This is a genomic window from Kitasatospora sp. NPDC002522, assembly GCF_053595195.1.
Map to the genome: position 1 here is coordinate 45,835 of NZ_JBSFXE010000026.1, position 24,720 is coordinate 70,554.

Here is a 24,720-nt window from a genome sequence, read left to right on the forward strand (position 1 = left end):
GTCAGAACAGCGCCCCGCCCGCGATGTCGGCGTGCGCCTGCACCTCGGGTCCGGTCTCGTCCAGGCGGCCCTTGATGTCCACCAGCACGCCGAGTTCGTGCGGGGTCAGCGCGCCGAGGACCTCCCGCTGGTCGTCGGTGAACGCGTTCAGGTCGAATCCCGCCGCCTGCAGGCGGGCGAGGGTGTCCTGCGGGCCGGTCGTGTCGGTCATCCGGAACCTCCTGGGGTGGCTGCCAGCTGGAGAAAGAGACGGGCGACGCCGTCCGCCGTGTGGAGGGCGCTGACCGCGACCGCCACCTCCTGAGCGGGCGTCAGGGGCAGCTCGTCGAGCAGGTCGTCGAGTGCCGCCAGGTGCCCGGTGTCGAGGTCCGCGTGGTCGCGCACGGTGCGGAAGGCCGCCGCGGGCAGGCCGGTGCGCGCCGCGAGCCGGTCGGCCAGCCAGGGCGCCGGGGCGTTGCCCTCGAGGACCCGCACGTAGCCGAGCAGGGCGACCGGGTGGTGGTGCTCGATCCAGTAGTGCTGGGCCCCGGCGAGGCCCGCCACCACGGGCGGGCCGAGGGCGCCGCGGGCGGCCGCCGGATCGGCGCCGGCCGCGGCCAGGTCGGCGAGCAGCCACTCGTCGTGGCCGCGCTCCTCCTCGATGTGCTGCGCGAGGTACCGGCCGAGCGGGCCGGCCACCGGGTCACCTGGCGCCAGCTGCGCGCAGCGCCGGGCGGCGTGCTCCATCAGGGGGACGGACGCCCGGATCAGGGCGTGCATCGCGTACAGGTAGGCGACGTACCGGCGGGCGCGGCCGGACGGCTCCCACAGCGCGGCCGAGGCCGCGTGCAGGGCGGGGGCGGCGAGGCCGAGCTTGACGCGCAGCGCGGCCGACCGGCTCAGGCCGCTCATACCGATCCGCCGCCGGGGCCGCCCAGTGCCACCAGCTCCGCGTAGGGCGGGCTGCCGTGGCGCCGGACCACGTCCACCGGGCCGGCCTCGACCTGGAGCCTGACCGCCTCCCGCTCCAGCAGGACGCCCACCGGGCCGGAGGCGTCCCGTTCGGCGCCGGCCAGCACCTCGGGGCGCCCGGCCAGGCCGCGGCAGGTCCCGCAGTAGCCGCAGTCCGGTTCCGCCGGTGCCCCGGCGTACCGGGCGCCCAGGTGCGCCGGGCCGACGGTGCGGATCATCCGCAGCACCGGGGAGGACAGCAGGCGGCGGCGCACGGCCGGCCAGCCGTCCTCGGCGGCGTGCCCGAGCAGCAGGTGCGCGGGGGCCGGACGGCGGTCCACGGTCTGCTGGTTGCAGCAGGCCAGCACCGCGCCGTCGAAGGCCACCACCGGCCAGGCCGCCATCGGGCAGGGCAGCGCCCGCTGCGGGTCCACCGGGCGGCGGGCCCGGGCCGCCCAGGCGGCGGCGCGGCCCACCGGGCGGACCTCGTTGACCAGCATCGGCACCCGGTCGGCGAACTCCCGCCGGATCTGCGCGGTGGCGTCCGCCAGGTACGGGTCGTCCGGGCCGCTGCCGGTGAGGTGGAAGCTGACCGGGATGCCCGCGTCGCGGACGTGCCGGACCGCGCGCAGCACGTCGGCCCGGGGGACCTCGCGCTCGTGGTGGACGTCCAGGCTCGCCGAGAAGTGGTCGACGGCGGAGATCGCCCGCATGACCGGGGCGGGCACCCGGCCGCCCCGGGCGAAGAACATCCCGCTGAGCAGCGCGGTGCGGGTGCCGGCGGCGCGGGCGGAGGCCGCGAGCCGCGCCGCGAGGTCGGGGAGCAGCAGCGGCTCGCCGCCCGTGAGCATCAGCACCTCGGGCCGGTCCGCGGGCGTGAACGAGCCGACGAACCGCAGCAGGTCCTGCGCCCGCGGTTCCTCCCCGGTCGTCGTCGAGGAGGTCGAGCAGTGCGCGCAGCTGAGCGGGCAGCGCCGGGTGAGGGTGAGGAACAGGCCCGCGCCCGGGACCGGTCGCAGTCCGATGAGTTCGGCCAGTTCCACGCGCCGCCCCCGGTTCGTCGGTGGGCCGCCCGGACGCGGCCGTGTCCCCCAGCAGGGTCCGTCGCACGGGTTGCGATCCGGTCGACGGGCGGTTGTGGACCGGTATGGGCGCTGGTGGGCGGCCGGACCGGCGCCGTGCGGGGTCCGTGCCGGGCTCCGTGCGGGCCGCTGACCTGGGGCACCACCGTTTTCATACCGGTGGTCGGGTGTTGCCGAACTCCCGCCGCCTAGCGTCCTGTTCGTGCCGGACCGCGGGCTTCGCGGTCGGCCCGTCACCACAACCGCCAGGGAGATGCCATGGCTGAGAACGTCGAACCCACCGAGGAGCGGACCGAGGACGTGGCCGAGGTCGAGGCGCACAGCTCCGTGCTCGACGCCCAGGGCCTGAGCAAGGACGTCGACAAGAGCGAGAACTCCTGCGTCAGCCTCGTCAGCCTGGTCGGCGCCGAGTACTGAGCCGCGGTTCCCGGGTGCCCCGCTCGGGCGGGGCACCCGGTCCCTCACACCGCTTCCCGGCCGGCCCGGTCGCCGGACGCCCGCTCCCGGGCGAGCAGGCGGGTGAGGTGCGGCAGCGTGTACACCGCCGCGTGCGCGGTCACCTCGCCGGTCGGCGAGAGGACCAGCCCGGCCTCGATCAGCCGCTCGATCCGCCGCCGTGCCGCGTCCGGCGTGCACCCCAGCGCGGCCGCCGCGCGCTCCGCCGTGAACACCGACGGGTCCGGCAGCGCCGCGAGCCGCAGCAGCGCGGACCGCTGGACGTCTCCCAGCCGCCGCCACTCGTCGGCGACCACCGACCGCACGTCGAGGTCGCCGACCGCGAGTTCGTCCAGCACGACGCGCGGATCGGCCAGCCGCTGCGCGTACTCCGCCAGCGGCAGGTGCCGCAGCACGGTGAGTTTCAGGCCGGCGACCCGGACCGCGAGCGGCAGCAGGCCGCAGGCCCGGACGACGCGTTCGGCCGCCGCCCGGTCGCCGCGGACCCGGCCGGTGATCCGATCGAGCAGCTCCAGCGCCTCGTCGAGCGGGAACGGCGGCAGGTCCACCCGGTGGGTGCCCGCCAGTCCGGCGAGCCGGGTCCGGGCCGTGACGACGACGCTGCTCGCACCCGTGCCGGGCAGCAGCGGGCGCACGCTCGCCTCGTCGGGTGCGTCGTCCAGCACCAGCAGCACCCGGCGGACGGCCAGCCAGTCCCGCCACCGGGCGGCGGCCGATTCGGGGTCCGGGGCCGCCCCCGTGTCCCGGCCCGCGTAGCGGAGGAGTTCGGCCGCCAGCGACGCCGGGGAGCGGCGGGACCCGTCCGGCTCGCGCAGCCCGAGGTGGATCCGGCCGTCGGGGAAGCGCTCCGCCAGGCGGTGCGCGGCGTGCACCGCGAGCGCCGTCTTCCCCACCCCGGCCGGGCCGGTGACGAGCACCACCGCCCCGCCGTCCGACACCGCCGCCAGCAGGTCCCGCAGCTCCTCGCCGCGGCCGGTGAAGTCGGCGACGGCGGAGGGCAGCGCGACCGGAGCGCGGCGCTGCCCCGGCCACCCGGGGCCCGGCACGGGCCCGTCGTCCGCGAGGATCGACTCGTACAGCGTCGTCAGGGCGGAGCTCGGCGGCAGGCCCAGTTCCCGGGACAGCAGCTGCCGGACCTCCTCGTACGCGGCCAGCGCCTCGGCCCGCCGCCCGCACCGGTGCAGCGCCGACAGGTGCGCGGCCCGCAGCCGTTCGCGCAGCGGGTGCTGCTCCAGCAGCTCCGCCGTCACCTCGGCGACCTCCGCGGGCCGGCCCGCGTCCAGCGCGGCCTCCGCCCAGTCCTCGCACACCGCGAGGTAGCGGCCGACCAGTTGGCCGACCTGTCCGCGCAGCAGTTCGGAGCAGCGCAGTTCGGGGAGCGGCGGCCCGGTCCACAGCCGCCGGGCGCTGTCGAACAGCCCGTAGGCCGCTTCGAGCCGGCCGTCCGCGGCGGTGCGGCGCGCGGTCCCGGCGAGGGCCTGGAACCGCAGGACGTCCAGTTCGGGCTCGGCGAGCCGCAGCAGGTAGCCCCCGGGCCCGTGGACGATCCGGTCCCCGGCGGGGGCCAGCGTCCGGCGCAGGGCGGAGACGTAGACCTGGATGTTCTTGCGCGCCGTGCGGGGCGGTTCGTCGGCCCAGACGGCCTCGATCAGCCGGTCGACCGGGACGAACCGGTTGGGCTGGCAGAGCAGCATGGCGAGGACGAGCCGCTGTTTGAGCGGACCGAGCGCCACCACGTCGTCCCCGATCCGGACCGCCAGCGGCCCGAGCAGGGAGAACCGGACGCGGGACGCGCCCTGCGGTGCGGTCGGCGGCTCGCACATGGTCACGTTTGACCGGCCTTTCGACTCGACGGCGGTCGGCAGCGGGACCCCAGCTTCATCGAACGCAGATGCGACTGCGTCGGGGGAAGCACGTAATCGCGGTACGTATCCGCGCAGCCGCCGAGGTCGGGGGCACCCCCCGGCGGCCGCCGAGTTGCTACGGTCTCGTTCGCACACCCGGGGTGAGGGAGAGGGGACCACGTGACGGCCCGTGACGAGCTGGACGCGCTCGACAGGATCCTGATCCGGCTGCTCCAGCAGGACGGCCGCGCCTCGTACACCGACCTGGGCCGGGAGGTCGGGCTGTCCGCCCCCGCCGTGCGCACCCGGGTGCAGCGGCTGATGGAGCGCGGCCTGCTGCAGTTCGCCGCGGTCACCGACCCGCTGAAACTCGGACTGCCCGTCATGGCGCTGCTCGGCATCAGGGTCGACGGCGGGCTGCCGGACGTCATCGACACCCTGGACGGCATCGACAGCGTGATCTACCTGGTGTCCACGGCCGGCTCGTTCGACCTGTTCGCGGAGGTCGTCTGCCGGACCATGGACGAGCTGTCCAGCCTCATCAACGACCGGATCCGTGCCATCCCGCAGGTGCGCACCGTGGAGTCCTTCCCGTACTTCGGCATCCACGTGCACCGGTTCACATGGGACATCCCCGACTGATCGAACTGCAAAGCACCGTACTGGCGTTGAAAACGACGCCGAAGCGGGCACAGTACTTCAGAAACGGAAGTCGAGCCCCCGTGCGGCGCACCCGCGGGCGCTCGCCTCGGCCCCTGAAAGGGAGGACGGCGCCCCATGGCCGCAGTGCACCCACCGGCCGCCGCCGGGCGTCTCGTCGGACGGGACGCCGAACTCCGCCTGCTCGCAAGGGCGTTGGAGCCGCTGGGCGGCGGCCGGGGCGCGGTCGTGGAGATCTCCGGGGAGCCGGGCAGCGGGAAGACCCGGCTGGCCGCGGCGCTCGCCGGCCTGGCCGCCCAGCGGGGCGTCCCGGTGGTCCGCGCGCACGCCCTGCGCCGGGCCGCCGCCCCGCTGCAGGTGTTCCGCGACGCCTGGGAGGCGCGGCAGGCGGCCGGCGGACGGCCGCAGCGCTTCGACGAGGAGGGCGACCGGTCGGCCGCCTGGGCGGCGGGGTGCGTCCTGGTCCTGGACGACGTCCACCTGTGCGACCCGGACTCGACGGCGCTGCTCGTCCGGCTGGTGCGCTCCGTGGTGCCCGCCCCGTTCCTGCTCGCCCTCGCGCACCGCCCCGGGCAGACCGCGCCCGAGTTACGGGACGCCCTGGCGGACGGCGCGCGGACGGGAACGGTGACGCGGATCGAACCGGGCCCCCTCACCCCCGACGCCGTGGCCGCGCTGCTCGCCGACCTGCCCGCCCCCGCCGTCCCCGCGTTCCGCACCCCGGCCGAACTCCGGGAGTTCACGGCCCGGTTGTGCGCCGCGGCCGAGGGCAACCCGCGGTACGTGCGCCTGCTCGCCGCGGCGGGCTGGCGCCCCGAGCACTGGCCCGACCGCGCGGGCACCGACAGCGCCGGGCTGCTGCGCGCGGCGAAACCGCTGGCCGCCGAGTTCGACGCGCTGTCGCCGCCGGCCGTGCTCACGGCCTCGGCCGCCGCCGTCGCCGGCAGCCCGTTCCGCCCGGAGGACGTCGCCCGGGTCTCCGAGCTGGGCATGGACGCCACCCTCGACGCGCTCGCCGAACTGGAGGCCGCCGACCTGGTGCGCCAGGCGGACTGGCGAGGCGGCCTGATGTTCCGTCACCCCGTCGTCGGCCACGTCGCGCACGAGCGCGCCGGACTCTCCTTCCGGCTGCGCGCCCACCGCCGGGCGCTGGACCTCGCCACCGCCCGCGGCGGCCGGGCCCGCGACCGCGCCCGGCACGCCGAGCACCTGCTGGGCAGCGACGCCGCGCTCGCCGCCCGCACCCTCGCGGACGGCGCCGCGGAGATCGCCGCGCAGGAACCGGCGACCGCCGCGCACTGGCTGCGCCTCGCCCTGGAGTCGCTGCCCGCCGGGGGTGCGGACGCCGCCGTCCGCACCGAGCTGGAACTCGCCTGCTGCCGCGCGCTGATCGCCTCGGGCCAGCTGGACGAGGCCCGCACCCGTGCGCACGACCTGCTGGGCCGCCGGGCCGCGGCGCTCACCGAGCGGCAGCTGCTCCAGGCCCACGCCGTCTGCGCCGGCGCCGAGCGGCAGCTCGGCCGGCACGCGGAAGCGGCGGCCATCGCCGACGCCGCCCTCGGCCTGCTGCCCCGCCCGCTGCCCGTCCCGCTCCCGGCCGAAGCCGCCGAACTGGTCATCGAGCACGGGCTGGTGCACGTCCTGCGCGGGACGCACGACCAGGCCCGCGCCCTGCTCCGGCAGGCCGTCCGGGCGCTCGGCGAGGCGGACGGCGGCGGCGGCTCCCACGGGGCCGACGGGGGCGGGGGCGCGAACGGGTCCGACCGGGCCGGTGGCGCGAACGGGGCCGACCGCACCGTGCTCCGGGTGCTCGACGCCCTCTGCGTCACCCACGCCGGAGAGCTGGCCGAGGCGCTCGACGAAGTCGCCCACTGCGCCCGGCTGGTGGACGCCCTTCCGGACCCGCTCGCCGGACGCACCCCCGAGACCCTCGCCCTGCTCGGCAGCGCCGAGCTCTACCTGGAGCGGTTCACCGACGCGGCCCGCCACCTGAGCCGGGGGCTGACCGCCGACCGCACCGGTCCGCTGCGGCCGATCCTGCTGCACCGGCTCCTCGGACTCGCCACCGCCGAGCAGTGGACCGGCCGCCTGGACGCCTCCCAGCAGCACGCCCGCGAGGCCGAGCACCTCGGCCGCTCCCTCGGCGTGCAGCCCGCGGTCACCCTGGCCCAGGTGATCCGCGCCACCGCCCTGCTGTGGGCCCGAGGCCAGGAGTACGCCGACGACGCCCTGGCCCTGGTCGAGGAGGCGACGGGCGCCCACCCGCCCGGCCACGACTGGTGGAGCGCCTCGGCGACGGGCCTGCTCGCCCACGCCCGGCTGCTCGCCGGCGACCCCGCCGGCTGCCGGCGGACCCTGCTGGACACCGCACGCGGCAACCACCTGCCCCAGGTCCGGCCCTTCTCCCGGCCCTTCCTGCTCTCCCTGTTGGCCACCGCCACCCTCGACTGCGGGGACCGCGAGGAGGCCCAACGCCTCGTCAAGTCCGCCGAGGCGGAAGCCGACCGCCTCGGCCTGCCCGTCCAGCAGGCCTACGCCCGCACCGCCCGCGCCCACCTGCACGCGGCCGACGGCGAACACGACCCGGCGGCCCGTCAGTTCACCCTCGCCGCCGAAACGTTCCGCTCAGCCGGCATGCCCGTCCAGTACGCCTGGACCCTCGCCGCCGGCGCGCACTCCGTCCACCAGGCCCACGGCCCGGCCGAGGCCCTCGGGCGGCTCGACGCCGCCGAGGCGGTCGCCCGTACCCACGCGGCGCTGCTCGTCGCGCAACGCGTGACCCGCGTCCGCGCCGAGCTGTCCGCGCACTCCCGCACCGCCCACCCCTTCGGCCTGCTCAGCGAGCGCGAACGGGAGATCGCCGAACTCGCCGCGGCCGGCCTGCGCACCCGCGAGATCGCCGAACGCCTCTTCCTCAGCCCCCGCACGGTGGAGACCCACCTCTCCCGCATCTACCGCAAACTCGACGTCTCGTCCCGCCTCGCCCTCTCCGACCTGCTGCGCCGCACCGGGTAGCACCACCGGCGCACGGGGACGGCCCCCGCACAGGGGCGGGGGCCGTCCGGTCTCGCGCGCGGGTCTCGCTTACGGGCTGGGGGGAGTGGTGAAGGGGGCGCTCCAGGTCTGGTTGGGCTGGTAGGTGCCGCAGGTGTAGGTGGCGACGGCGGCGCTGCGCTGGTCGAGGACCCCGCCGGCGATGTCGGCGCACTGGCCGTTGGCCTTGAGTTGGCCGGCCCGGGTGTAGGTCCAGAGCTGCTTCGCGTCGGTGCCGTCGCAGGTGCGCAGCTTCAGGCCGGTGCTCTCGCCGGAGAGGCAGAGCGAGGGGGCGGCCAGCGAGCTGATCTGGCCGTTCGCCTGGCGCTGCCACTGCTGGTTGCTGCCGCTCTGGCAGTCCCACAGGCCGACGGTGGTGCCGTTGGTGGCGCCGTTGTAGGCGTCGAGGCAGAAGGCGTACGCCTGGAAGCCGGGCTGGGCGGCCTGGATCTGGCCGGTGGCCTGCGCCGCGCCGCAACTGCCGGGCGCGATGGTGTACATGGCGTTGTCGTGGGCCGCGATGGTGGTGGTGATCGACCCGGTCACCTGGGCGCTGGTGTGGGCCCACAGGTCCTTGGCGGTGCGGGCGCAGCCGGTGTTGGCGAAGCCCACGCGGCTGAGGTCGAGGGTGTAGGTGGTGGGGGTGGCGTTCTTGTTGAGCACGACCACGGCGCGGGAGCCGTCGGCGAGCGGCTTGACGACGACCTCGGTGCCGGAGGTCGTGGCGGCGCCGTCGCGGGCGGCGAGGTAGCCGCCGGCGGTGGTGTCCTGGTCGACGGCGATGATGTCGGCGTTCTTCAGGATGCCGAGCTGGGGCGCGTAGGTGGCCGGGTCGGCGGCCATCTTGCGGACGTCGGTGCTGATCATCAGCGGCGAGCCCATCGCGGACCACAGCGCGAACTGGCTGCGCTGCTCGGCGAGGGTGAGCTGGTTGTTGTCACCGATCAGCAGCATGTCGGCGTCGTTGTGGTTGCCGGCGCCGTTGTAGCGGGCGAGGGCCACGGTGTCGGTGAAGTTCTGCAGCACACCGCCCTCGTAGTAGTCCGAGCCGTGCTGCCAGTCCCAGCCGGAGGCCATCGGCGTGGCGTTGTGCCAGACCGCGATGTCGGGGCTGTCGCGCCACATCTGCCCGAGGCCGCGGACCCAGTCCATGGTGCGGTACTTCTCCGCGGAGCTCGGGCCGTACCCGGCCGGCGCGGACTCGTTGAAGAGGATCTTGCGGGAGGTGTTCGCCGTGGCCGTCTTCAGCGCGTTCGCCGTGGCGGTGAACTCCTGCTGGCGGTTGCTCGTCGTGGTGCCGCAGTTGTCCAGCTTCAGCGAGTCGACGCCCCAGTACGCGAGCGAGTTGGCGTCGACCTGCTCGTGGCCCATGATGCCGCCGGGCACGCCCTGACAGGTGTTCACCCCGGACGTGCTGTACACGCCGACGTCCATGCCCTGGCCGTGGACGTAGTTCGCGTAGTCGGTGAGCTCCCAGTCGAACCCGGGCTGGCTGCTGCCGTTCCAGGCGGCGGCGCCGTGCAGGTAGCCGGCGGAGGTCCGCTGCATCCAGCAGTCGTCGACGGTGAGGTTGGTGTATCCGGCGGAGACCAGGCCGGTGTCCTTCATGGCCTTCGCCTGGTCCTCCATGAACTGCTGGAAGGAGTAGCCGTCCCGGGTGCCGTCCAGCCGCGCCTGCGGCGTGCAGGTGAAACGGGCCCAGTTGTTGAACCCCATCATCGGCTTGGTGCCGACCGGGGTGCTGGTGTTGGCCGCGAGGGTGTCGGCCACGGCAGGCGTGCCCGCGGTGACTGCCAGACCGGCCGTCAGGAAAGCCGCCGAACAGATTCCGAGTACACGGTGGTGCCATCTCATGCGATGCTCCTAGGCATGCAATGCGTGATTGAACTTGACTCGTAATGGCTGGAATCAAGCATGTTCGAGCAAGAGTGGACAGGTCCGGTGTCCGCGTCAAGACCTGCGGCACACCCGGCGGATTTCGAGGCGACACCGCGTGACCACATCGGATCGGGTGATCGTGAGTGACCACCGCCTTCCGGCGTCCGCCGGTCGCGTCATCGCCCTGGACGTGGGCGGCACCGAGATCAAGGCCGGTGTGATGGCCGCCGACGGTTCGCTGGTCCACACCGAACGGCACCCCACCCGCGCCGACTTGGGCCCGGAGGCCGTGGTCGAGACGGTCCTCGCCCACGCCCGCGACCTCGCCGACCGGTTCGCGCCGGTCGCGGCGGGCATCGTGGTGCCGGGCATCGTCGACGAGGCGGCGGGCACGGCCGTGCACGCCGCGAACCTCGGCTGGCGCGACGTTCCGGTACGCGACTGGCTGGCCGAGCAGGTCGACGTCCCGGTGGCCTTCGGGCACGACGTGCGGGCCGGCGGGTTCGCCGAGGCCAGGATCGGCGCGGGCCGGGGCTGCCGCTCCTCGCTCTTCGTCCCGGTCGGCACCGGCGTCGCCGCCGCCCTGGTGCTCGACGCCAAGGTCCACGCGGGCGCGCGGCGGTCCGCCGGGGAACTCGGCCACCTGGTGGTCCGCCCGGGCGGCGATCCGTGCGCCTGCGGCGGCCGCGGCTGCGTCGAGACCCTCGCCTCGGCCGCGGCCGTCGCCCGCCGCTACCGCCACGCCACCGGCGAGGCCGGGGTGGGCGCCGACGAGGTCCAGCGGCGCGCGCAGGCCGGCGACACCGTCGCCGCCCGGATCTGGGCGGACGCGATCGACGCCCTCGCCGACGGCCTCGGCGCCGCGATCCGCCTCCTCGACCCCGAGCGGATCGTCATCGGCGGCGGGCTGGCCCGCGCCGGGGACCCGTACCTCGTCCCGCTGCGCGCCGCCGTGGCCGAGCGGCTTGGCCTTCGGCGCCCCGCCGATGATCGTCCCGGCCCGCCTCGGCCGCCTGGCCGGGTGCCTCGGCGCGGCGCTGCTCGCCTGGGACCTCGTCCTCCCCGGGCCGCGAGCCCGTCGGCCCGTCGCGAGGCTTGCCGGGCGGGCGGTCCGGTGACTCCCACCGGCACCCGCCACGCCGCGCACCGGCCCTCCCGGCGGCCGCCTCGCCGCGGGTCGGGGCGGGGAGGAATGGGTACCCGCATCGTCCGGGGTCCGCATGGTTTCTCCGGGTCCGGTCCCGGAGGGTGTGGGAGAGGTACCGTCCAGCCCCCAGGGAGTCCCGATGCCCACCGCCGACACCTGCCACCAGTCGACGACCCGCGCAGGCCGCCCGGCCGACAGTGCCGCCGCCTGCGTGGTTCCCGCGGAGGCCCGCTCGGTGCCGGGGATGCGGCGCTTCGCCCGGACCGTGGCACGGCACTGGCGGCTGCCGGAGAGCGTCACGGACGCCGCGGCACTGATCGTCACCGAGCTGGCGACCAACGCCGTGCGGCACAGCGCGAGCCCCGACGTGGCCGTGCTGATCGGCCTCCGCCCGCACACGCTGACCATCGAGGTCCGGGACCGCGGCCAGTGGCGCGCGGCGCCCGCGTCGACCGTCCTCGACAGCGGCGGCGGCGCCCTGGCCGGGCGCGGCCTGGCACTGGTCAACGCGTACTCGACCGGCTGCATGCTGTGGTGCGACCCGGACGGCACGCGAGCGGTGGCGAAGGTCCCGGTGCCGCACCCCGGGTGACGCGCCGACCGCCTGCGGCGACGCTGCTTGCCGCCCCCAGGGGCCGGCCCTACCGTGGTCACGCAAGGACGGTGGTCACGTGACGCGCGCGCTCGACGGCGGGACGGCTGATCCCGGCGGGCGGTTCCGGTTCGTCGGCCGCGGCCGCGAGTCGGGGCTGCTGCTGGCGGCGGTGCGGCATCCGCCGGCCGTGGTGCTGGTGGAAGGGGAGGCGGGGGTCGGCAAGTCCCGGCTGATCCGGGAGGCCGCCGCGGTGCTCGCCCGCAACGGCCACCAGGTGCTGACCGGGTTCTGCCACCCCCTGCGGGAACCCCTGCCGTACGGGCCGGTCGTGGACGCCCTGCGCCGGGCCGACCTCCAGCGGGCCGAGAGCCCGCTCCCGCCGACCGCCGGCGCGCTCGCCCCGCTGCTGCCCGACCTCGCCGACCGGCTCCCGCCGCCGCCCTCCCAGCCGCTGGACGCCTCCGCGCAGCGTTTCCGCCTGGTGCAGGCGGTGCGCTCGCTCCTCGGGGCACTCGGACCGACCGCGCTGGTGGTCGAGGACCTGCACTGGGTGGACGAGGCGACCCGCGACCTGCTCCTGCTGCTGGCGCGCGACCTGCCCCCGCAGCTCAGCCTGGTGCTGACCTACCGGGCCGAGGACCTCCCGCCGAAGAGCGCCGTCCTCGGCGCCGCCTACCGCCACCCGCCCGGCACCAGCGGCACCGTCATCCGGCTCGGCCCGCTCGCCGAGCCCGACATCCAGGAACTGGCGGTCGCCGCCATGGGACCCGACGCCACCGCGCACCTGGGCACGGCCCTGTACCAGCGCAGCGAGGGGCTGCCGCTGGTGGCGGAGGAGGACCTGATCACCCTCGCCGAACACGGCCGCACCCACGGGTACGCGGACGCCGCCGCCCGCCTCCAGGACGCGGACGTGCCGCGCGGTCTCAGCGAGGCGGTCACCGAGCGCCTCGGCATGCTGTCCCGCGAGGCCGGGGCGGTCGCCGAGGCCGCCGCGGTGCTGGCGGTACCCGCCGACGAGGACCTGCTGGCCACGATCGCCCGGCTGGACGCGCCCGACGGCGCCCGGGCGCTGATCGAACTGCTCCAGGCGTCCGTGCTGCGCGAGGCCGACGACGGCCGGTACGTGTTCCGGCACGTCCTCGCCCAGCAGGTCGCCTACGGGCACATCCCCGCACCCGCGCGGGTCCGCCTGCACCGGCGCGCCGTGGCGGCCCTGCAGGCCCGCACACCCCCGCGGCTGGTGCAGATCGCGCACCACACCCAGGCCGCCGGCGACCGCGAGGCGTGGCTCGTGCGCGCCCAGGACGCGGCCGAGCAGGCCGTGTCGGTCGGTGACACCGGCACCGCCGCGACCCTGCTCCACCAACTCCTCGAAGAGCCCCGGCTGGCCGGCGAGCAGCGCTCCCGCGCGGCTCTGGCGCTGGCCGGGATCGCCGCCAACGGCGTCGACTTCGCCACCAACGCCCGCCTGCTGCGCCGCCTGCTCGCCGACCCCCAGCTCCCGGTGGAGATCCGCGGCGAGATCCGCCTCGCCCACGGCCTGCTGCTGCTGAACGAGGCCGACGACCTGGCCGGATTCCGCGAGGTCGCCCGGGCCGCGGACGAGCTCCGGGCCCGCCCGGAACGCGCCGCCCGGGCGCTGCTGGCCCTGGCCTTCGACGAGCGGAAGGGCGTCGAGCACGGCCTGCACTGGATCGAACGCGCCGAGGACACCGTCGGGGACAGCCCGGACCAGGCGGTGAAGGCGGCCGTCCGGGCCTCCCGGCTGACGCTGCTGACCTGGCTGGCAGACCAGGACGTGTGGGCGCTGGCCGAGCAGCTGCCCCGGCACGCGGACGACCCCGAGGTGGTCCGGCAGACCGCGCGGGCCCTGCACAACATCGCGGACGCCGCGATCGAACTCGGCCACGACCGGCGGGCGACGGCCCTGATGACCGAGGCCCAGGGCCTGGCCGTACGGGCCGGCAGCCCGCTCGTCGCGTGCTACGCGCGGGTCGCCCTGCTGCGGCTGGCCGCGCTGGCGGGGGACTGGGAGGGCATCGACGAACGCTTCGACGCGCTGATCGACGAGTTCCCCGGCATCGCCGTCCCGCACACCGAGCGCGCACTGGTGACCGGGTTCCTCGCCGCCGCCCGCGGGCAGCGGGCGGCGGCGCTGGAGCAGTTCGGCAGCGCCGCGGAGGCGGGGGAGCGGCAGCTCGCGGTGAGCGTCGCCCTGCGGGCCGCCGCCGGCCTGGGCGCCGTTCACCTCGCCCAGGGCTCGCCGGCCCGGGCCTGGGCGGTCGCCGCGCCGGCGGTGGACCTGCTGCGGCGGGCCGGGACCTGGGCCAAGTCGCCCGGCCTGGTGCCGGTCGCCGTCGAGGCTGCGCTGGCCTGCGACGAGCGGGCGGCCGCCGAACAGCTGGCCGGCGAGGTCGAGCGCGCCGTCGGCGGGCGGGACAGCCCGGCCGCCGCCGCCGACCTGGAGCTCGCCCTCGGCCTGCTGGCCGAGCACGCCGAGCCGGACGCCGCGGTCGGGCACTACGCCGCCGCCGCCCGGAGGTGGCAGGCGATCGGACGCCCGTACGAGCGGGCCCGGGCGGTGGAACGGCAGGGCGTCGCCCTGCGCGGCGCCGACCCGGCCGCGGCCTCCGCGCTGGTCACCGAGGCGCTGACGGCGTTCGCGGAGCTCGGCGCCACCGCCGACGCCGCGCGCTGCGAACACGGCCTGCGCGAGCTCGGTCTGGCCCGGCCCGCACCCGGCCGCCGCGGCTACGGCGGCGACCTCTCGCCGCGGGAGCACCAGGTCGCCGAGCTGCTCGCCGGGGGAGCCACCAACCAGCAGATCGCCGACGCGCTGTTCCTGTCGCCGCGCACCGTCGAGCACCACGTCGCCAAGGTGCTCAGGAAGCTCGGTACCACCCGCAAGCGCGTGGGGCGGGCCTACGAGGAGCTGCGCCAGGACCACTGACGCTCAGATCAAATGACCACTTGATGTTCAAATGAAGCTCGAATGTTGACTTGATCCGATCCTGATCCGTAGATTGTCGGGTGTGGCGGACGCTCGCGCGCAAACGGGCCCATCCGCCGCGGTTCGGGGCCGATGGGCTGGGTCGGGAAGGTCCGGCACCCGGGCCGCCGACGGCCGGTGTCGGAAGCCCCCTCCTCCGACCGGCCGTCGGCCCACTCCGCGAGGCGTCACTGCTCGCGGGTGTCGCCTCCGCAGGAGGTCCGGATCTTGAGTCGGGGCAGCAGCCGCACGTGGTGGACCGGCAGGTCCGGACCGGTGGCGAGCCGTCGGAGCACCAGCTCCACGGCGGCCGCGCCCACCGCCCGCTTGGGCGGGGCGACCGCGGTGAGCGGCTGGGCCGCCAGGGCGGCGAACACGTCGTCGTAGGAGATCAGCGCGAGGTCGTCGGGCGCCCGCAGGCCGCGGGCGCGCAGCGCCGGAACCAGCTGGATCGCCTCGTGGTCGTTGTGCACCAGCACCGCGCGTACCCCGTCGGCGACCGCCTCGGCGATCCGCTCGGCCACGGCCTCGGTGTCCAGGCCCGGGCGGTGGATGTCGATCACCGGTCGGGGTTCGAGGTCCAGCAGGCGCACGGCCTCGGCGTAGCCGGCCCGCACCTGGTGGGCCGTCCAGCTGTCCTCGCGGGCCGCCAGCAGGACCGACTTGTGGTCGAGCGAGGCCAGGTGGCGCAGGGCGAGCAGGACGCCGTGGCGGTGGTCGGAGCCGACCGCGGGCAGGTCGGCCGCGGCGCTGCCGGGGGCGGCGAGCCGTTCCACCAGCACGGCCGGCACCGGCAGTTCGCGGATCCACGCCGCGTCCGCCGGGTCGCTGCCCGGGTGCCAGTTCGGGGTCAACAGCAGCCCGTCGACGCCGGCGTCGAGCAACTGGCCGACCTGGGCCCGGTCGTCCGCGGCCTCGTAGGAGGCGATGCCGAGCACCAGCCGGGCGCCGGTGGCCGCGGCCGCCGTGCGCGCCCCGTCGATCACCTCGTCGAAGTACGAGCCGACGGTGGGCACCAGCATGCCGATCACCCGGTCGCGTCCGACGGCGGCGCCGGGTGCGGCGTCGCCGAGCGGCAGGGAGACGGCCCCGTGCGAGCGGCGCAGCTGGCCGCTCTCGGCGAGCGCGGCGACGTCCCTGCGCACCGTCACCGGAGCCGTGTCGATCCGGGCCGCCAGCTCCAGCACGCGGACCGTGCCCAGTTCCCGGACCACTTCGAGGATCCGGGCGCGCCGCTGTTCGGCGGTGATGGTCATGGCTCCCCTTATCGCCGCCCGGGACGTCGGGCCGGACCTCGGTGGTGTGGTGCGCAAATAAGTATCACTCGGTCACGCGCTGATCGAAAGCACCGATGGTACGTGCGCCAATCGAGGCCCGTGGGTGAAGCGTGAGCGACGATCGCCGGAAACCCGCGCCCGGCGGCGCCGCGTATGTGAAGGTCGCCGACGAGCGGTACGTGGGCAGTGACTGGGCGCCCGGGTACTACATGGGCCAGTGCGCCGACAACGAGTACGTCGCCGGCGTCGCCTGCACCTGGAGGTGGCTGCACTACGGCGTCCCGGACGCGCTGCTCTGCCGCCCGCTGAGCTGACGGACCGACGACGGAGCGCCTACCACCCCTCGGGGCGGTAGGCGCTCAGGTGTTGACGGCGGGTCAGCGCGCCGTCAGGCGGTGCGGTGGATCTCCTGGGCCAGCACGGGGTGCGCGAAGGGCAGTCCGGCGGCGAACCGGGCGAGCTCGTCGACGGCGGCGGCCGCCATCCGGTGCAGTTCGGTGCCCATGGAGCCGGCGACGTGCGGGGTGAGCAGCACGTTCGGCAGGTCGTAGAGCGGCGAGTCCTCGGGCAGCACCTCGGGTGAGGTGACGTCCAGGACGGCGTGCAGACGCCCGGTGACCAGTTCGTCGACTAGTGCCTCCTGGTCGATCAGCGAGCCGCGCGAGGTGTTGATCACCGTGCCGCCGTCGGGCAGCAGGGCGAGCCGGCGGCGGTCGATCATGTGCCGGGTGGCGGGCAGCTCGGGCGCGTGGACGCTCACCACGTCGCTGAGCGTGCACAGTTCGTCGAGCTCCACCAGACGGGCGCCGAGCGCGGCGGCCTCGTCGGGCGCGAGGAAGGGGTCGTGCAGCAGCAGGTCCAGGTCGAACGGCCGGAGCAGTTCGAGCACCCGGCGGCCGATCTGGGAGGCGCCGACGACGCCGACGGTGCGGCGGTAGTTGCCGATCCGCGGGTAGGCGGCCTGCCAGTCGTGCCGGGCCCGCAGCTCGCGGTAGTCGGCGGCCAGCCGCAGCAGCTGCTTGTTGGCGAACAGGACGGCGGCGACGGTGTACTCGGCGACCGGCAGGGCGTTGGCCCAGGCGGCGGAGGTGACCTGGAGGCCGCGCTGCCAGCAGGCGTCGGTGACGTGGTGCTTGACCGAGCCCGCGGCGTGGATGACGGCGCGCAGCCGGGGTGCGGCCGCCAGGACCGCCTCGTCGAGGGGCGGGCAGCCCCAGCTGGTGACGAGGACGTCGGCGTCGGCCAGCGCGGCGGCGGCCGCGGGGGTGGTGAAGTCGTCGACCACCAGCGACGGGTCGAGGTCGGCGAGGCCGGTGAGCCGGGCCATCGCCGGAGCGTCGATCAGCTGCGGGGCGAGCTGCGGGTGCATGGCCAGCACGGCCCGCGGGCGGCGCCGCTCGGGGTCCGCCGGGGCGGCGGACCGGGCGGCTGCGGTGGACTGCTGGGGCACGCGATTCTCCGAGGGGTCTGCGAAGCCGGGGGCGGGCGAGGTCACTTGACGCTTCCCGCGGTGAGGCCGGCCTTCCAGTGCCGCTGCAGGGCGACGAAGGCGATGACGAGCGGGAGCACGGCGAGCAGTGACCCGGTGACGACCAGGGGGTAGAACTGCGGCTCGGCGTGGGTCTGGCTGTTCCAGGAGTAGAGGCCCAGGCTGACCGGGAAGAGCTTGGTGTCGGAGAGCATCACCAGCGGCAGGAAGAAGTTGTTCCAGATGGCGGTGAACTGGAACAGGAAGACGGTCACGAAGCCGGGCATGACCATCTTCAGACCGATCGACCAGAAGGTGCGCAGCTCCCCGGCGCCGTCCATCCGGGCGGCCTCCAGGACCTCGCCGGGCACGTAGCCGGCGACGAAGATCCGGGACAGGTACACGCCGAACGGGAACACCAGACTGGGCAGGAAGACGGCCCAGAAGGTGTTGACGATCCCCACCTCGGAGGCGAGCAGGTACATCGGCAGGGCCAGCGCGGTGGTGGGCACCAGGACGCCGACCAGGACCAGGCCGAAGAGCTTCTCCTTGCCGCGGAAGCGGTAGACCTCGAAGGCGTAGCCCGCGCAGACGCAGATGAACGCGCAGAGCAGGGCGCCGCCCCCGGCGTACAGCAGGGAGTTGAGGTACCAGCGCCAGTAGATGCCGCCGTCCGCGGTGGCCAGGTCGTGCAGGTTCTGGCCGAGGTGGAAGTTGCCCGGCGTGAGGGTGTTGCCGCCGAGCAGGTCGGGGGTGTTCTTGGCGGAGGCGGTGAGCAGCCAGCCGAGCGGGAGCAGGGTGTAGAGGGTGACCAGGACCAGGGCGCCGTTGACGGCGGCCTTGGAGAGCGCCCAGGGGCGGTGCTGCTTGGCGTGCGTGCTCATCGGGTGGCCTCCGTCCGGCGCGCGGAGCGGCCCCGGGTGGCCCGGGTGACGACGTAGGAGAGCAGCGCCGCGGCCAGGGCGAGCAGCACGGAGGCGGCTGCGGCCAGACCGTAGTCGTTGCGCTCGAAGGCGGCGGTGTAGGCGTACATGTTCGGGGTCCAGGTACTGGTGACGCCCGGGGAGGCGCCGCGGAGGATCACCGGTTCGGTGAAGAGCTGGAGCGAGCCGATGACGGTGAACAGGCCGACCATCGCGATCGACGCCTTGATCAGCGGGACCTTGATGCTGAACGCGGTGCGCAGGGCGCCGGCGCCGTCGACCACGGCCGCCTCCAGGACCTCGCGGGGGACGGCCTGCAGGGCGGCGAAGAAGATGATCATGTTGTAGCCGGTCCACTCCCAGACCGCCATGTTGACCACGGCGGGCAGCGGGTGGCCGAGCACGTCGAGCTGGGCTCCGGCGCCGCTCAGGGCGTCCAGCACCGGGCTGATGCCGGGCGTGTACAGGTACGTCCACACCAGGGCCGCGATGATGCCGGGGACGGCGTGCGGCAGGAACAGCGCGAGCTGGAAGAAGCGCTTGGCGCGGGCCAGCACCGAGTCCAGCAGCAGGGCCACCGCCAGCGACAGGCAGACCATCACCGGGATGTACAGCAGGCAGTACTGGGCGATGGTCAGGTAGCCGTCGCGGTACGCCGGGTCGCCCAGCGCGCGGCCGTAGTTGGCGAGTCCGGTGAAGACCGTCTCGGGCGCGCCGAAGCCGAGGCCCGAGCGGCGCTCGGTGAACAGGCTCAGGTACACCGCGTAGCCGATCGGGACCAGCGTCGCCGCGGTGAACAGGACGAAGAACGGGGCCAGCAGGAGGGCGGGGGCCCCGCCCCTCCCGCGCCGCCTGACGGTGGCGGCGCGGGAGGGGCCGGTGGTGCCGGTGGTGCGGTCGGTCACTGGGCGACCTTGAGTCCGCGGTTCTTGAGCTCGGCGATGGTGCCCTGCTGGGCGGCGTCGACCGCGGACTGGATGGTGCCGCCCTGGCCGAGCTTGCCGAACACGTCCTTCATGGCGTTGTTGGTCAGGCCCATGGTGGGGCCCCAGGTCCAGCCCGGCCGGATCGACTTGGAGGAGTCGACGAAGACCGAGTAGATGTCCTGCCCGCCGTAGAAGTCGGTGTTGAAGGCGGCCTTGGCGGACGGGATCAGCTCCGGGTCGGCCGGGAAGAGCGAGGAGGTGCCGGAGGCGATGCGCGCCTTGATGCCCTCGGGCGTGGTGGTGGCCCAGGTCGCGAACTCGACGGCGGCCTTGGCCTTCTTGCTGTTCTTCGAGACCGCGAAGACCGAGCCGCCGAGCATGCCGCTGGCCGGCTTGCCGTCCCAGCTCGGGATCGGGGCGACCGCCCACTTGCCGGAGGCGTCCGGGGTGGAGGCCAGGGTGGACTTCAGCACGCCGCCGCCCCAGGCCGCGCCGAGGTACGCGGCGGTCTCGCCCTTCTGCAGCGAGGCGGTCCACTGCTGGCTGAACGACGGCTGCACGCGGACCAGGTCGTCGGCGACCATCTGCTGCCAGTAGTCGGTGACCGACTTGGTCTGGCTGCTGTTGATGTCCACGCTCCAGGTGTCCTGCTGGCCGGTGAACCAGTGCGCGCCGGCCTGCCAGGACAGCGCCTCGAAGGTGCTCGGGTCGTCCGGGAAGAAGGTGCCGATCCGGGTGTTCGGGTTGGCGGCCTTCAGCTTCTGGGCGTCCGCGCGGTACTCGTCCCAGGTCTGCGGCGCGGTGGTGATGCCGGCCTTCTCGAACAGGTCCTTGCGGTAGAAGAGCGCCTGCGGGGCGGCGTCCAGCGGCAGCGCCCACTGCGCCTTGGCCAGCGTGGTCAGCTCGACGGCCTGCGGCAGGTACTTCGCCTTGAGGTCGGTGGAGACCAGCTTGGTGATGTCCTGGACGGCGCCCTGGCTGACGAAGTCCGGCAGCGCCGCGTACTCGACGTTGAACACGTCGGGGGCGTTGCCGGCCTTGGAGGCGTCGGAGATCTTCGCGTAACCGCCGGCCACACCGGACGGGATCTGCTCGAAGTTGACCTGGACGTCCTTGTGCGAGGCGTTGAACGCGTCGACGACCTCCTTGGTGCCCTTGGCCCAGCCCCAGAAGGTGATGGTGACCGGCTGGCCGTCGCTCGCCGGGGCGGCGTCCGAGCTGCCGCCGCTGCCGCAGGCCGCGAGCAGCGTGATCGAGAGCGCGGAGGCGGTGAGCGTGGCGGTCAGGCGGAGGGCTCTGCGGCCGGAGGTGCGAGAAGCAGACATGGCACGGCTCCTGTGGAGGGGGTCGGGGATGCCCGAGAGGGGGGCCGGATCGCTGAGCGAGGAAGGGGGATCAGCCCGGCGGTGTGGCCATCTTGCGACCGCATGGGATCGGAGTCAAGAGCCGAGGATCAAGTGATCTCAATCGATACGACTTCTGCGGGCCACTTTCTGGTAACGATCCTGGCATGAGGGGCGATGGGGCGGGTTGTGCCCATCATCATCAGATCATTCGCTCAAAAAATCTGGATGGTTGATCCGATTGGTCATGCGTTCAGCACCCCTGCCCGCGCTCCCGCCCGAGGACCGCGCCCTCAGCCCCCGCACCGGCTGGACCAGGTCGCACTGGGAGGCCGCCGCCGACGCGCTGCTGGCCGCCGTCCGACCGTTCGCCGGACCGGAGCACGCGCTCATCAATCTCCCCGGCCCCCGCCCCAGCATCTCCGGCACCCGCTCCGACGGACTGGAGGGCTACGCCAGGACCTTCCTGCTGGCCGCCTTCCGGATCGCCGGCGCCGGCGGCGACGACCCGCACGGCCTGCTCGCCCGCTACGCACAGGGACTCGACGCCGGCACCCGCACCCCCACCACCGACCGCGAGCTGACCGACCACGACCAGGTCTCCTGGCTCGCCATCGGCGATCGCAACCAGCCCATGGTCGAGGCCGCCTCCATCGCCCTCGCGCTGCGCCTGACCCGGCCCTGGCTCTGGGACCGGCTCGACGCCGAGGTGCGCGAGCGGGTCCGGGCCTGGCTGGCCGACGCCCTCCACCACACGCCGGTCGACAACAACTGGTGGCTGTTCCCCTTCACCGTCGGCGGCTTGCTGGCCGAGGCCGGCCTCGACGAGGACGGCGCCGCCGAGGCCGCCGTGCAGCGCGGACTCGCCAAGATCGAACAGTGGTACCGCGGCGACGGCTGGTACACCGACGGCCGCCCCCGCGCCTTCGACCACTACAACGGCTGGGCGTTCCACCTCTACCCCGTGCTGCACGCCCACCTGAGCGGCGACCGCGCCCTGCTCGACACCTACGGCCGCCGCCTCGCCGCCCACCTCGACGGCTACGCCCGCACCTTCGGCGCCGACGGCGCCCCGATGCACCAGGGCCGCTCGCTCACCTACCGCTTCGCCGCCGCCGCCCCGCTGTGGGCCGCGGCGCTGACCGGCCACAGCCCGCTCACCCCCGGCGCCACCCGCCGCCTCGCCTCCGGCGCCCTGCGCCACTTCCTCGACCGCGGCGCGACCGACCCGGACGGCCTGCTCTCGCTCGGCTGGTACGGCCCCTACCCGCCACTGGTCCAGCCCTACTCCGGGCCGGCCTCGCCGTACTGGGCCAGCAAGGGGTTCGTCGGACTCCTCCTGCCCCCGGACCACCCGGTGTGGACCGCGCCCGAGGAGGCCGCGCCGGTCGAGCGCGCCGACGCCGTCCACCCGCTGCCGCAGCCGGGCTGGCTGATCCAGTCCACCGCCGCCGACGGCCTGGTCCGCCTGCACAACCACGGCAGCGACGACCAGCCCGCCGACCAGGTGCTGGACGACGACCCGCTGTACGCCCGGCTCGGCTACTCCACCGCCACCGGGCCGCTGCCCGCCGGACGGCCCGACAACCACTTCGGCGTGGTCGTCGACGGGGAGCTCAGCGAGCGCGGCCGGATCCGGCCGCTCGGCGCCGGGCCGGGCTGGGCCGCCTCGGCCCACCACCCGCGGATCGCCGGCGCGGAGCTGCCCGGCGTGAGCGTCACCTCGCTGGTCCTCGCCCACGGCGCCGACGAGGTCCACGCCCACCTGGTCACCGGTGCCGCACCCGGCACCGAGGTCCGGCACAGCGGCTGGGCCGTGGCGGGCACCGCGGCCGAGACCTGGACCGACGGCCCGCTCGCCGGGGCGATGACGTGGACGGACGGCCCGCTCTCCGGGGCCGAGGCCGGCCGGCTCACCTCCGTCCTGCACCAGGTCGAGGGGTACACCGCCGCGGCGACCGTCCGCGTGCCGGCCGGCACCGCGTTCGGCCCGATCGGCGCACTGCCCGTGCTCACGGGCCGCACCGGCGTCGGACCGTCGCTGTTCCTCTCCGTCGCCCGCCTCTCCCGCTCGGCCGCCCACCCCTTCGACGGCCCCTCCGTGTCCACCGAGGGAACGCTGATCCGGGTGGTCTGGCCCGACGGCAGCACGCACGAGGCCTCGCTCGACCCGGACGGTCCCACCGTCCGCCGGAAGGACTGATCGTGCGACTCGCCTTTTCCACGCTCGGACTGCCCGGCCGCCCGCTCGCCGAGGTGATCCGGCTCGCCGACGAGCACGGCTGGACCGGACTCGAACTGCGCTGCGCCCCCGGCGAACCGGTCCACCCGGAGCTCAGCACCGCCGCCCGCGAACGGGCCCGCCGGACCCTCGACCGGGCAGGCCTCACCCCGCTCGCCGTGGCCGGCTACGTCGGGGTCGCCGCCCCCGGCGAGGACGGCCCGGTGGTCGCCGCCCTGCTCGACCAGCTCCAGCTGGCCGCCGACCTCGGCGCCGGCCACGTCCGGGTGTTCCCGAAGGGCGGCGAGGGGCTGCCCGCCGACGCCGACCAGCGCGCGGCCCGCCGCCTCGCCGCCGTCGCCGACCGCGCCGCGGCGCTGGGCGTGCGCGTCCTGGTGGAGACCCACGACTCCCACCGCGGCGGGCGCGACGTCGCCCGGCTGCTCGACCTCGTCGCCCACCCGGCGGTCGGCGCGCTGTGGGACCTGCTGCACACCCGGCTGGCCGGCGAGACCCCGTCCGCGACATGGGGCGCGCTGCGGCCCCACCTCGGCTACGTCCAGGTCAAGGACGTCCTCGGCCGCTCCGACCTCACGCCGGTGCCGCTCGGCGCGGGCAGCCTCCCGATCGGCGACTGCGTCCGGCTGCTGCCGTCCGACTGCTGGGTGTCCTGGGAGTACGAGGCGCCGTGGTACCCGGACGCCGCGCCGCTCGGCGGCCTGCTCGGCCCCGGGGCCGGGTACCTGCGGGCCCTGCGGAGCTGACCGCCGCGCCTCAGCGGGCGGCGCCGCTCCCGGCGGCGCCGCCGCAGGAGGTGCGGACCTTCAGCTCCGGCAGCAGGTCGACGTGGTGGACCGGCAGCTCGGGGCCGCTGTCCAGCCGGTGCAGCAGCAGGTCCAACGCCGCCGAGCCCACCGTCCGCTTCGGCGGGGCCACCGCCGTCAGCGGCGGTGCGGCGAGCGCCGCGAACACGTCGTCGTAGGAGACCACCGCCAGGTCGTCGGGCACCCGCAGGCCGCGCCCGCGCAGCAGCGGCACCAGCTGGATGGCGTCCTGGTCGTTGTGGACCAGCACCGCCCGCGCGCCGTCGGCCACGCCCTCGGCGATCCGGGCGGCGACCTGCTCCATGTCGCCGCCGGGCTGGCGGATGTCGACCACCGGGCGCGGCTCCAGGCCCAGCAGTTCCACCGCCTCCCGGTACCCGCTCCGGACGTGGTGGGCGGTCCAGGTGTCCGCCCGCGCGGCCAGCTGCACCGCGCGGTGGCCGAGCGAGGACAGGTGCCGCAGCGCCAGCAGCACGCCGTGGTGGTGGTCGGAGCCGACCGAGTCCAGCTCGGCGAAGGGGCTGTCGGGTGCCGCCCGGCGCTCCACCAGCACGGCGGGCACCCGCAGCTCCGACAGCCACGCGCTGTTCTCCGGCCGGCCCGCGGACGTCCAGTTCGGGGTGAGCAGCAGACCGTCGACGCCCGCGTCGAGCAGTTGCTCCACCTGGGCGGGGTCGTCCGAGGACTCGTAGGCGGAGATGCCGAGCACCAGCCGGGCGCCCGCCGCCGCCGCGGCGGAGCGGGCGCCGTCGATGATCTCGTCGAAGTACGAGCCGACGGTGGGCACCAGCATGCCCACCACCCGGCCGTGTCCGGCCGCCCGGCCCGGCGCGGCCTCCGTACGCGGGAGCGACACCGCACCGTGCGTGCGGCGCAGCAGCCCGGCGTCGGCCAGGGCCGCCACGTCCCGGCGGACGGTGACGGCGGCCAGGCCGATGCGGTCGGCCAGCTCCGCGACCCGCACCGTGCCGAGCTCGCGGACCACGTCCAGGATGCGCGCCCGGCGCTGCTCGGCCGTGATGGTCATGGCGTCACTCCCGTGGCTGGACCTGCGCTCTCGATTCGGATCAATTTGTATCATTCGATCCGCCGGAAGCCCAGGGCTCCGCATCGACCCGGCG

19 protein-coding genes and 1 pseudogene are annotated in these 24,720 nt (G+C 75.2%); 9 read left to right on the forward strand and 11 right to left on the reverse strand.

Annotated elements, in window-relative coordinates:
- Position 1: 1 nt before the first annotated feature.
- From ACWD4U_RS22080 to ACWD4U_RS22090, 3 genes are read right to left on the reverse strand one after another with little or no spacing between them, the layout of a single operon-like run.
- On the reverse strand, positions 2 to 211 hold the full coding sequence (locus ACWD4U_RS22080) for an aroma-sacti cluster domain-containing protein (protein WP_363454155.1): 210 nt from the start codon (positions 209 to 211) through the stop codon (positions 2 to 4).
- Positions 208 to 891, reverse strand: a complete 684-nt coding sequence (locus tag ACWD4U_RS22085) for an iron-containing redox enzyme family protein (RefSeq protein WP_363454153.1) — start codon at positions 889 to 891, stop codon at positions 208 to 210. The genes ACWD4U_RS22080 and ACWD4U_RS22085 overlap by 4 nt, the downstream gene beginning before the upstream one ends.
- Positions 888 to 1,973 (reverse strand): radical SAM protein, encoded by a 1,086-nt coding sequence (locus ACWD4U_RS22090; protein WP_363454151.1) that lies wholly within the window; start codon positions 1,971 to 1,973, stop codon positions 888 to 890. Before ACWD4U_RS22090 ends, ACWD4U_RS22085 begins: the two co-directional genes overlap by 4 nt.
- A gap of 297 nt (positions 1,974 to 2,270) precedes the next feature.
- Here ACWD4U_RS22090 and ACWD4U_RS22095 point away from each other — a divergent pair, with 297 nt between their 5' ends.
- On the forward strand, positions 2,271 to 2,429 hold the full coding sequence (locus tag ACWD4U_RS22095; RefSeq protein WP_363454150.1) for a hypothetical protein: 159 nt from the start codon (positions 2,271 to 2,273) through the stop codon (positions 2,427 to 2,429).
- A 44-nt stretch (positions 2,430 to 2,473) separates the two neighbouring features.
- On the opposite strand, the gene ACWD4U_RS22100 is transcribed toward ACWD4U_RS22095, so the two are convergent.
- A complete protein-coding gene (locus tag ACWD4U_RS22100; RefSeq protein ID WP_363454148.1) occupies positions 2,474 to 4,291 on the reverse strand; it encodes an AfsR/SARP family transcriptional regulator in 1,818 nt (605 codons plus the stop codon).
- 201 nt (positions 4,292 to 4,492) lie between these two features.
- On the opposite strand from ACWD4U_RS22100, the gene ACWD4U_RS22105 reads away from it, so the two are divergent.
- Positions 4,493 to 4,954 (forward strand): Lrp/AsnC family transcriptional regulator, encoded by a 462-nt coding sequence (locus ACWD4U_RS22105; protein ID WP_363454146.1) that lies wholly within the window; start codon positions 4,493 to 4,495, stop codon positions 4,952 to 4,954.
- Between the two features lie 135 nt (positions 4,955 to 5,089).
- Positions 5,090 to 7,987: a helix-turn-helix transcriptional regulator gene (locus ACWD4U_RS22110; protein WP_363454144.1), complete on the forward strand. Its 2,898-nt coding sequence runs from the start codon at positions 5,090 to 5,092 to the stop codon at positions 7,985 to 7,987.
- Between the two features lie 69 nt (positions 7,988 to 8,056).
- Here the strand turns inward: ACWD4U_RS22110 and ACWD4U_RS22115 are convergent, their stop codons facing one another.
- Positions 8,057 to 9,775 carry a ricin-type beta-trefoil lectin domain protein gene (locus tag ACWD4U_RS22115; protein ID WP_363454142.1) on the reverse strand — a complete coding sequence of 573 codons (1,719 nt, stop codon included), beginning with the start codon at positions 9,773 to 9,775 and terminating at the stop codon, positions 8,057 to 8,059.
- Between the two features lie 328 nt (positions 9,776 to 10,103).
- Here ACWD4U_RS22115 and ACWD4U_RS22120 point away from each other — a divergent pair.
- The 3 genes and pseudogenes from ACWD4U_RS22120 to ACWD4U_RS22130 form a co-directional block, all read left to right on the forward strand.
- Positions 10,104 to 10,790, forward strand: a pseudogene (locus tag ACWD4U_RS22120) (ROK family protein); the annotation flags it as partial.
- Positions 10,791 to 11,169: 379 nt separating this feature from the next.
- A complete protein-coding gene (locus ACWD4U_RS22125) occupies positions 11,170 to 11,622 on the forward strand; it encodes an ATP-binding protein (RefSeq protein WP_363454140.1) in 453 nt (150 codons plus the stop codon).
- A 79-nt stretch (positions 11,623 to 11,701) separates the two neighbouring features.
- Entirely contained in the window at positions 11,702 to 14,578 is a 2,877-nt protein-coding gene (locus ACWD4U_RS22130) for an ATP-binding protein (RefSeq protein ID WP_363454138.1), read from the forward strand.
- 227 nt (positions 14,579 to 14,805) lie between these two features.
- On the opposite strand, the gene ACWD4U_RS22135 is transcribed toward ACWD4U_RS22130, so the two are convergent.
- Positions 14,806 to 15,873, reverse strand: a complete 1,068-nt coding sequence (locus tag ACWD4U_RS22135) for a LacI family DNA-binding transcriptional regulator (RefSeq protein ID WP_363454136.1) — start codon at positions 15,871 to 15,873, stop codon at positions 14,806 to 14,808.
- Positions 15,874 to 16,004: 131 nt separating this feature from the next.
- Between ACWD4U_RS22135 and ACWD4U_RS22140 the strand changes: the two genes are divergently transcribed.
- The gene (locus ACWD4U_RS22140; protein ID WP_363454134.1) at positions 16,005 to 16,208 is read left to right on the forward strand and encodes a hypothetical protein; all 204 of its coding nucleotides are present in this window, start codon (positions 16,005 to 16,007) and stop codon (positions 16,206 to 16,208) included.
- Positions 16,209 to 16,282: 74 nt separating this feature from the next.
- Here the strand turns inward: ACWD4U_RS22140 and ACWD4U_RS22145 are convergent, their stop codons facing one another.
- From ACWD4U_RS22145 to ACWD4U_RS22160, 4 genes are all read right to left on the reverse strand, one after another.
- Positions 16,283 to 17,263, reverse strand: a complete 981-nt coding sequence (locus tag ACWD4U_RS22145) for a hydroxyacid dehydrogenase (protein WP_363454224.1) — start codon at positions 17,261 to 17,263, stop codon at positions 16,283 to 16,285.
- A gap of 122 nt (positions 17,264 to 17,385) precedes the next feature.
- On the reverse strand, positions 17,386 to 18,246 hold the full coding sequence (locus tag ACWD4U_RS22150) for a carbohydrate ABC transporter permease (protein WP_363454132.1): 861 nt from the start codon (positions 18,244 to 18,246) through the stop codon (positions 17,386 to 17,388).
- On the reverse strand, positions 18,243 to 19,190 hold the full coding sequence (locus ACWD4U_RS22155) for a carbohydrate ABC transporter permease (protein WP_449787267.1): 948 nt from the start codon (positions 19,188 to 19,190) through the stop codon (positions 18,243 to 18,245). Before ACWD4U_RS22155 ends, ACWD4U_RS22150 begins: the two co-directional genes overlap by 4 nt.
- On the reverse strand, positions 19,187 to 20,536 hold the full coding sequence (locus tag ACWD4U_RS22160; protein ID WP_363454130.1) for an ABC transporter substrate-binding protein: 1,350 nt from the start codon (positions 20,534 to 20,536) through the stop codon (positions 19,187 to 19,189). Before ACWD4U_RS22160 ends, ACWD4U_RS22155 begins: the two co-directional genes overlap by 4 nt.
- Before the next feature lie 265 nt (positions 20,537 to 20,801).
- On the opposite strand from ACWD4U_RS22160, the gene ACWD4U_RS22165 reads away from it, so the two are divergent.
- Positions 20,802 to 22,757, forward strand: a complete 1,956-nt coding sequence (locus tag ACWD4U_RS22165) for a DUF2264 domain-containing protein (protein ID WP_363454128.1) — start codon at positions 20,802 to 20,804, stop codon at positions 22,755 to 22,757.
- A gap of 2 nt (positions 22,758 to 22,759) precedes the next feature.
- Positions 22,760 to 23,539 carry a sugar phosphate isomerase/epimerase family protein gene (locus ACWD4U_RS22170; RefSeq protein WP_363454126.1) on the forward strand — a complete coding sequence of 260 codons (780 nt, stop codon included), beginning with the start codon at positions 22,760 to 22,762 and terminating at the stop codon, positions 23,537 to 23,539.
- A gap of 10 nt (positions 23,540 to 23,549) precedes the next feature.
- Here the strand turns inward: ACWD4U_RS22170 and ACWD4U_RS22175 are convergent, their stop codons facing one another.
- Positions 23,550 to 24,626, reverse strand: a complete 1,077-nt coding sequence (locus ACWD4U_RS22175; RefSeq protein ID WP_363454124.1) for a LacI family DNA-binding transcriptional regulator — start codon at positions 24,624 to 24,626, stop codon at positions 23,550 to 23,552.
- Positions 24,627 to 24,720 lie beyond the last annotated feature (94 nt).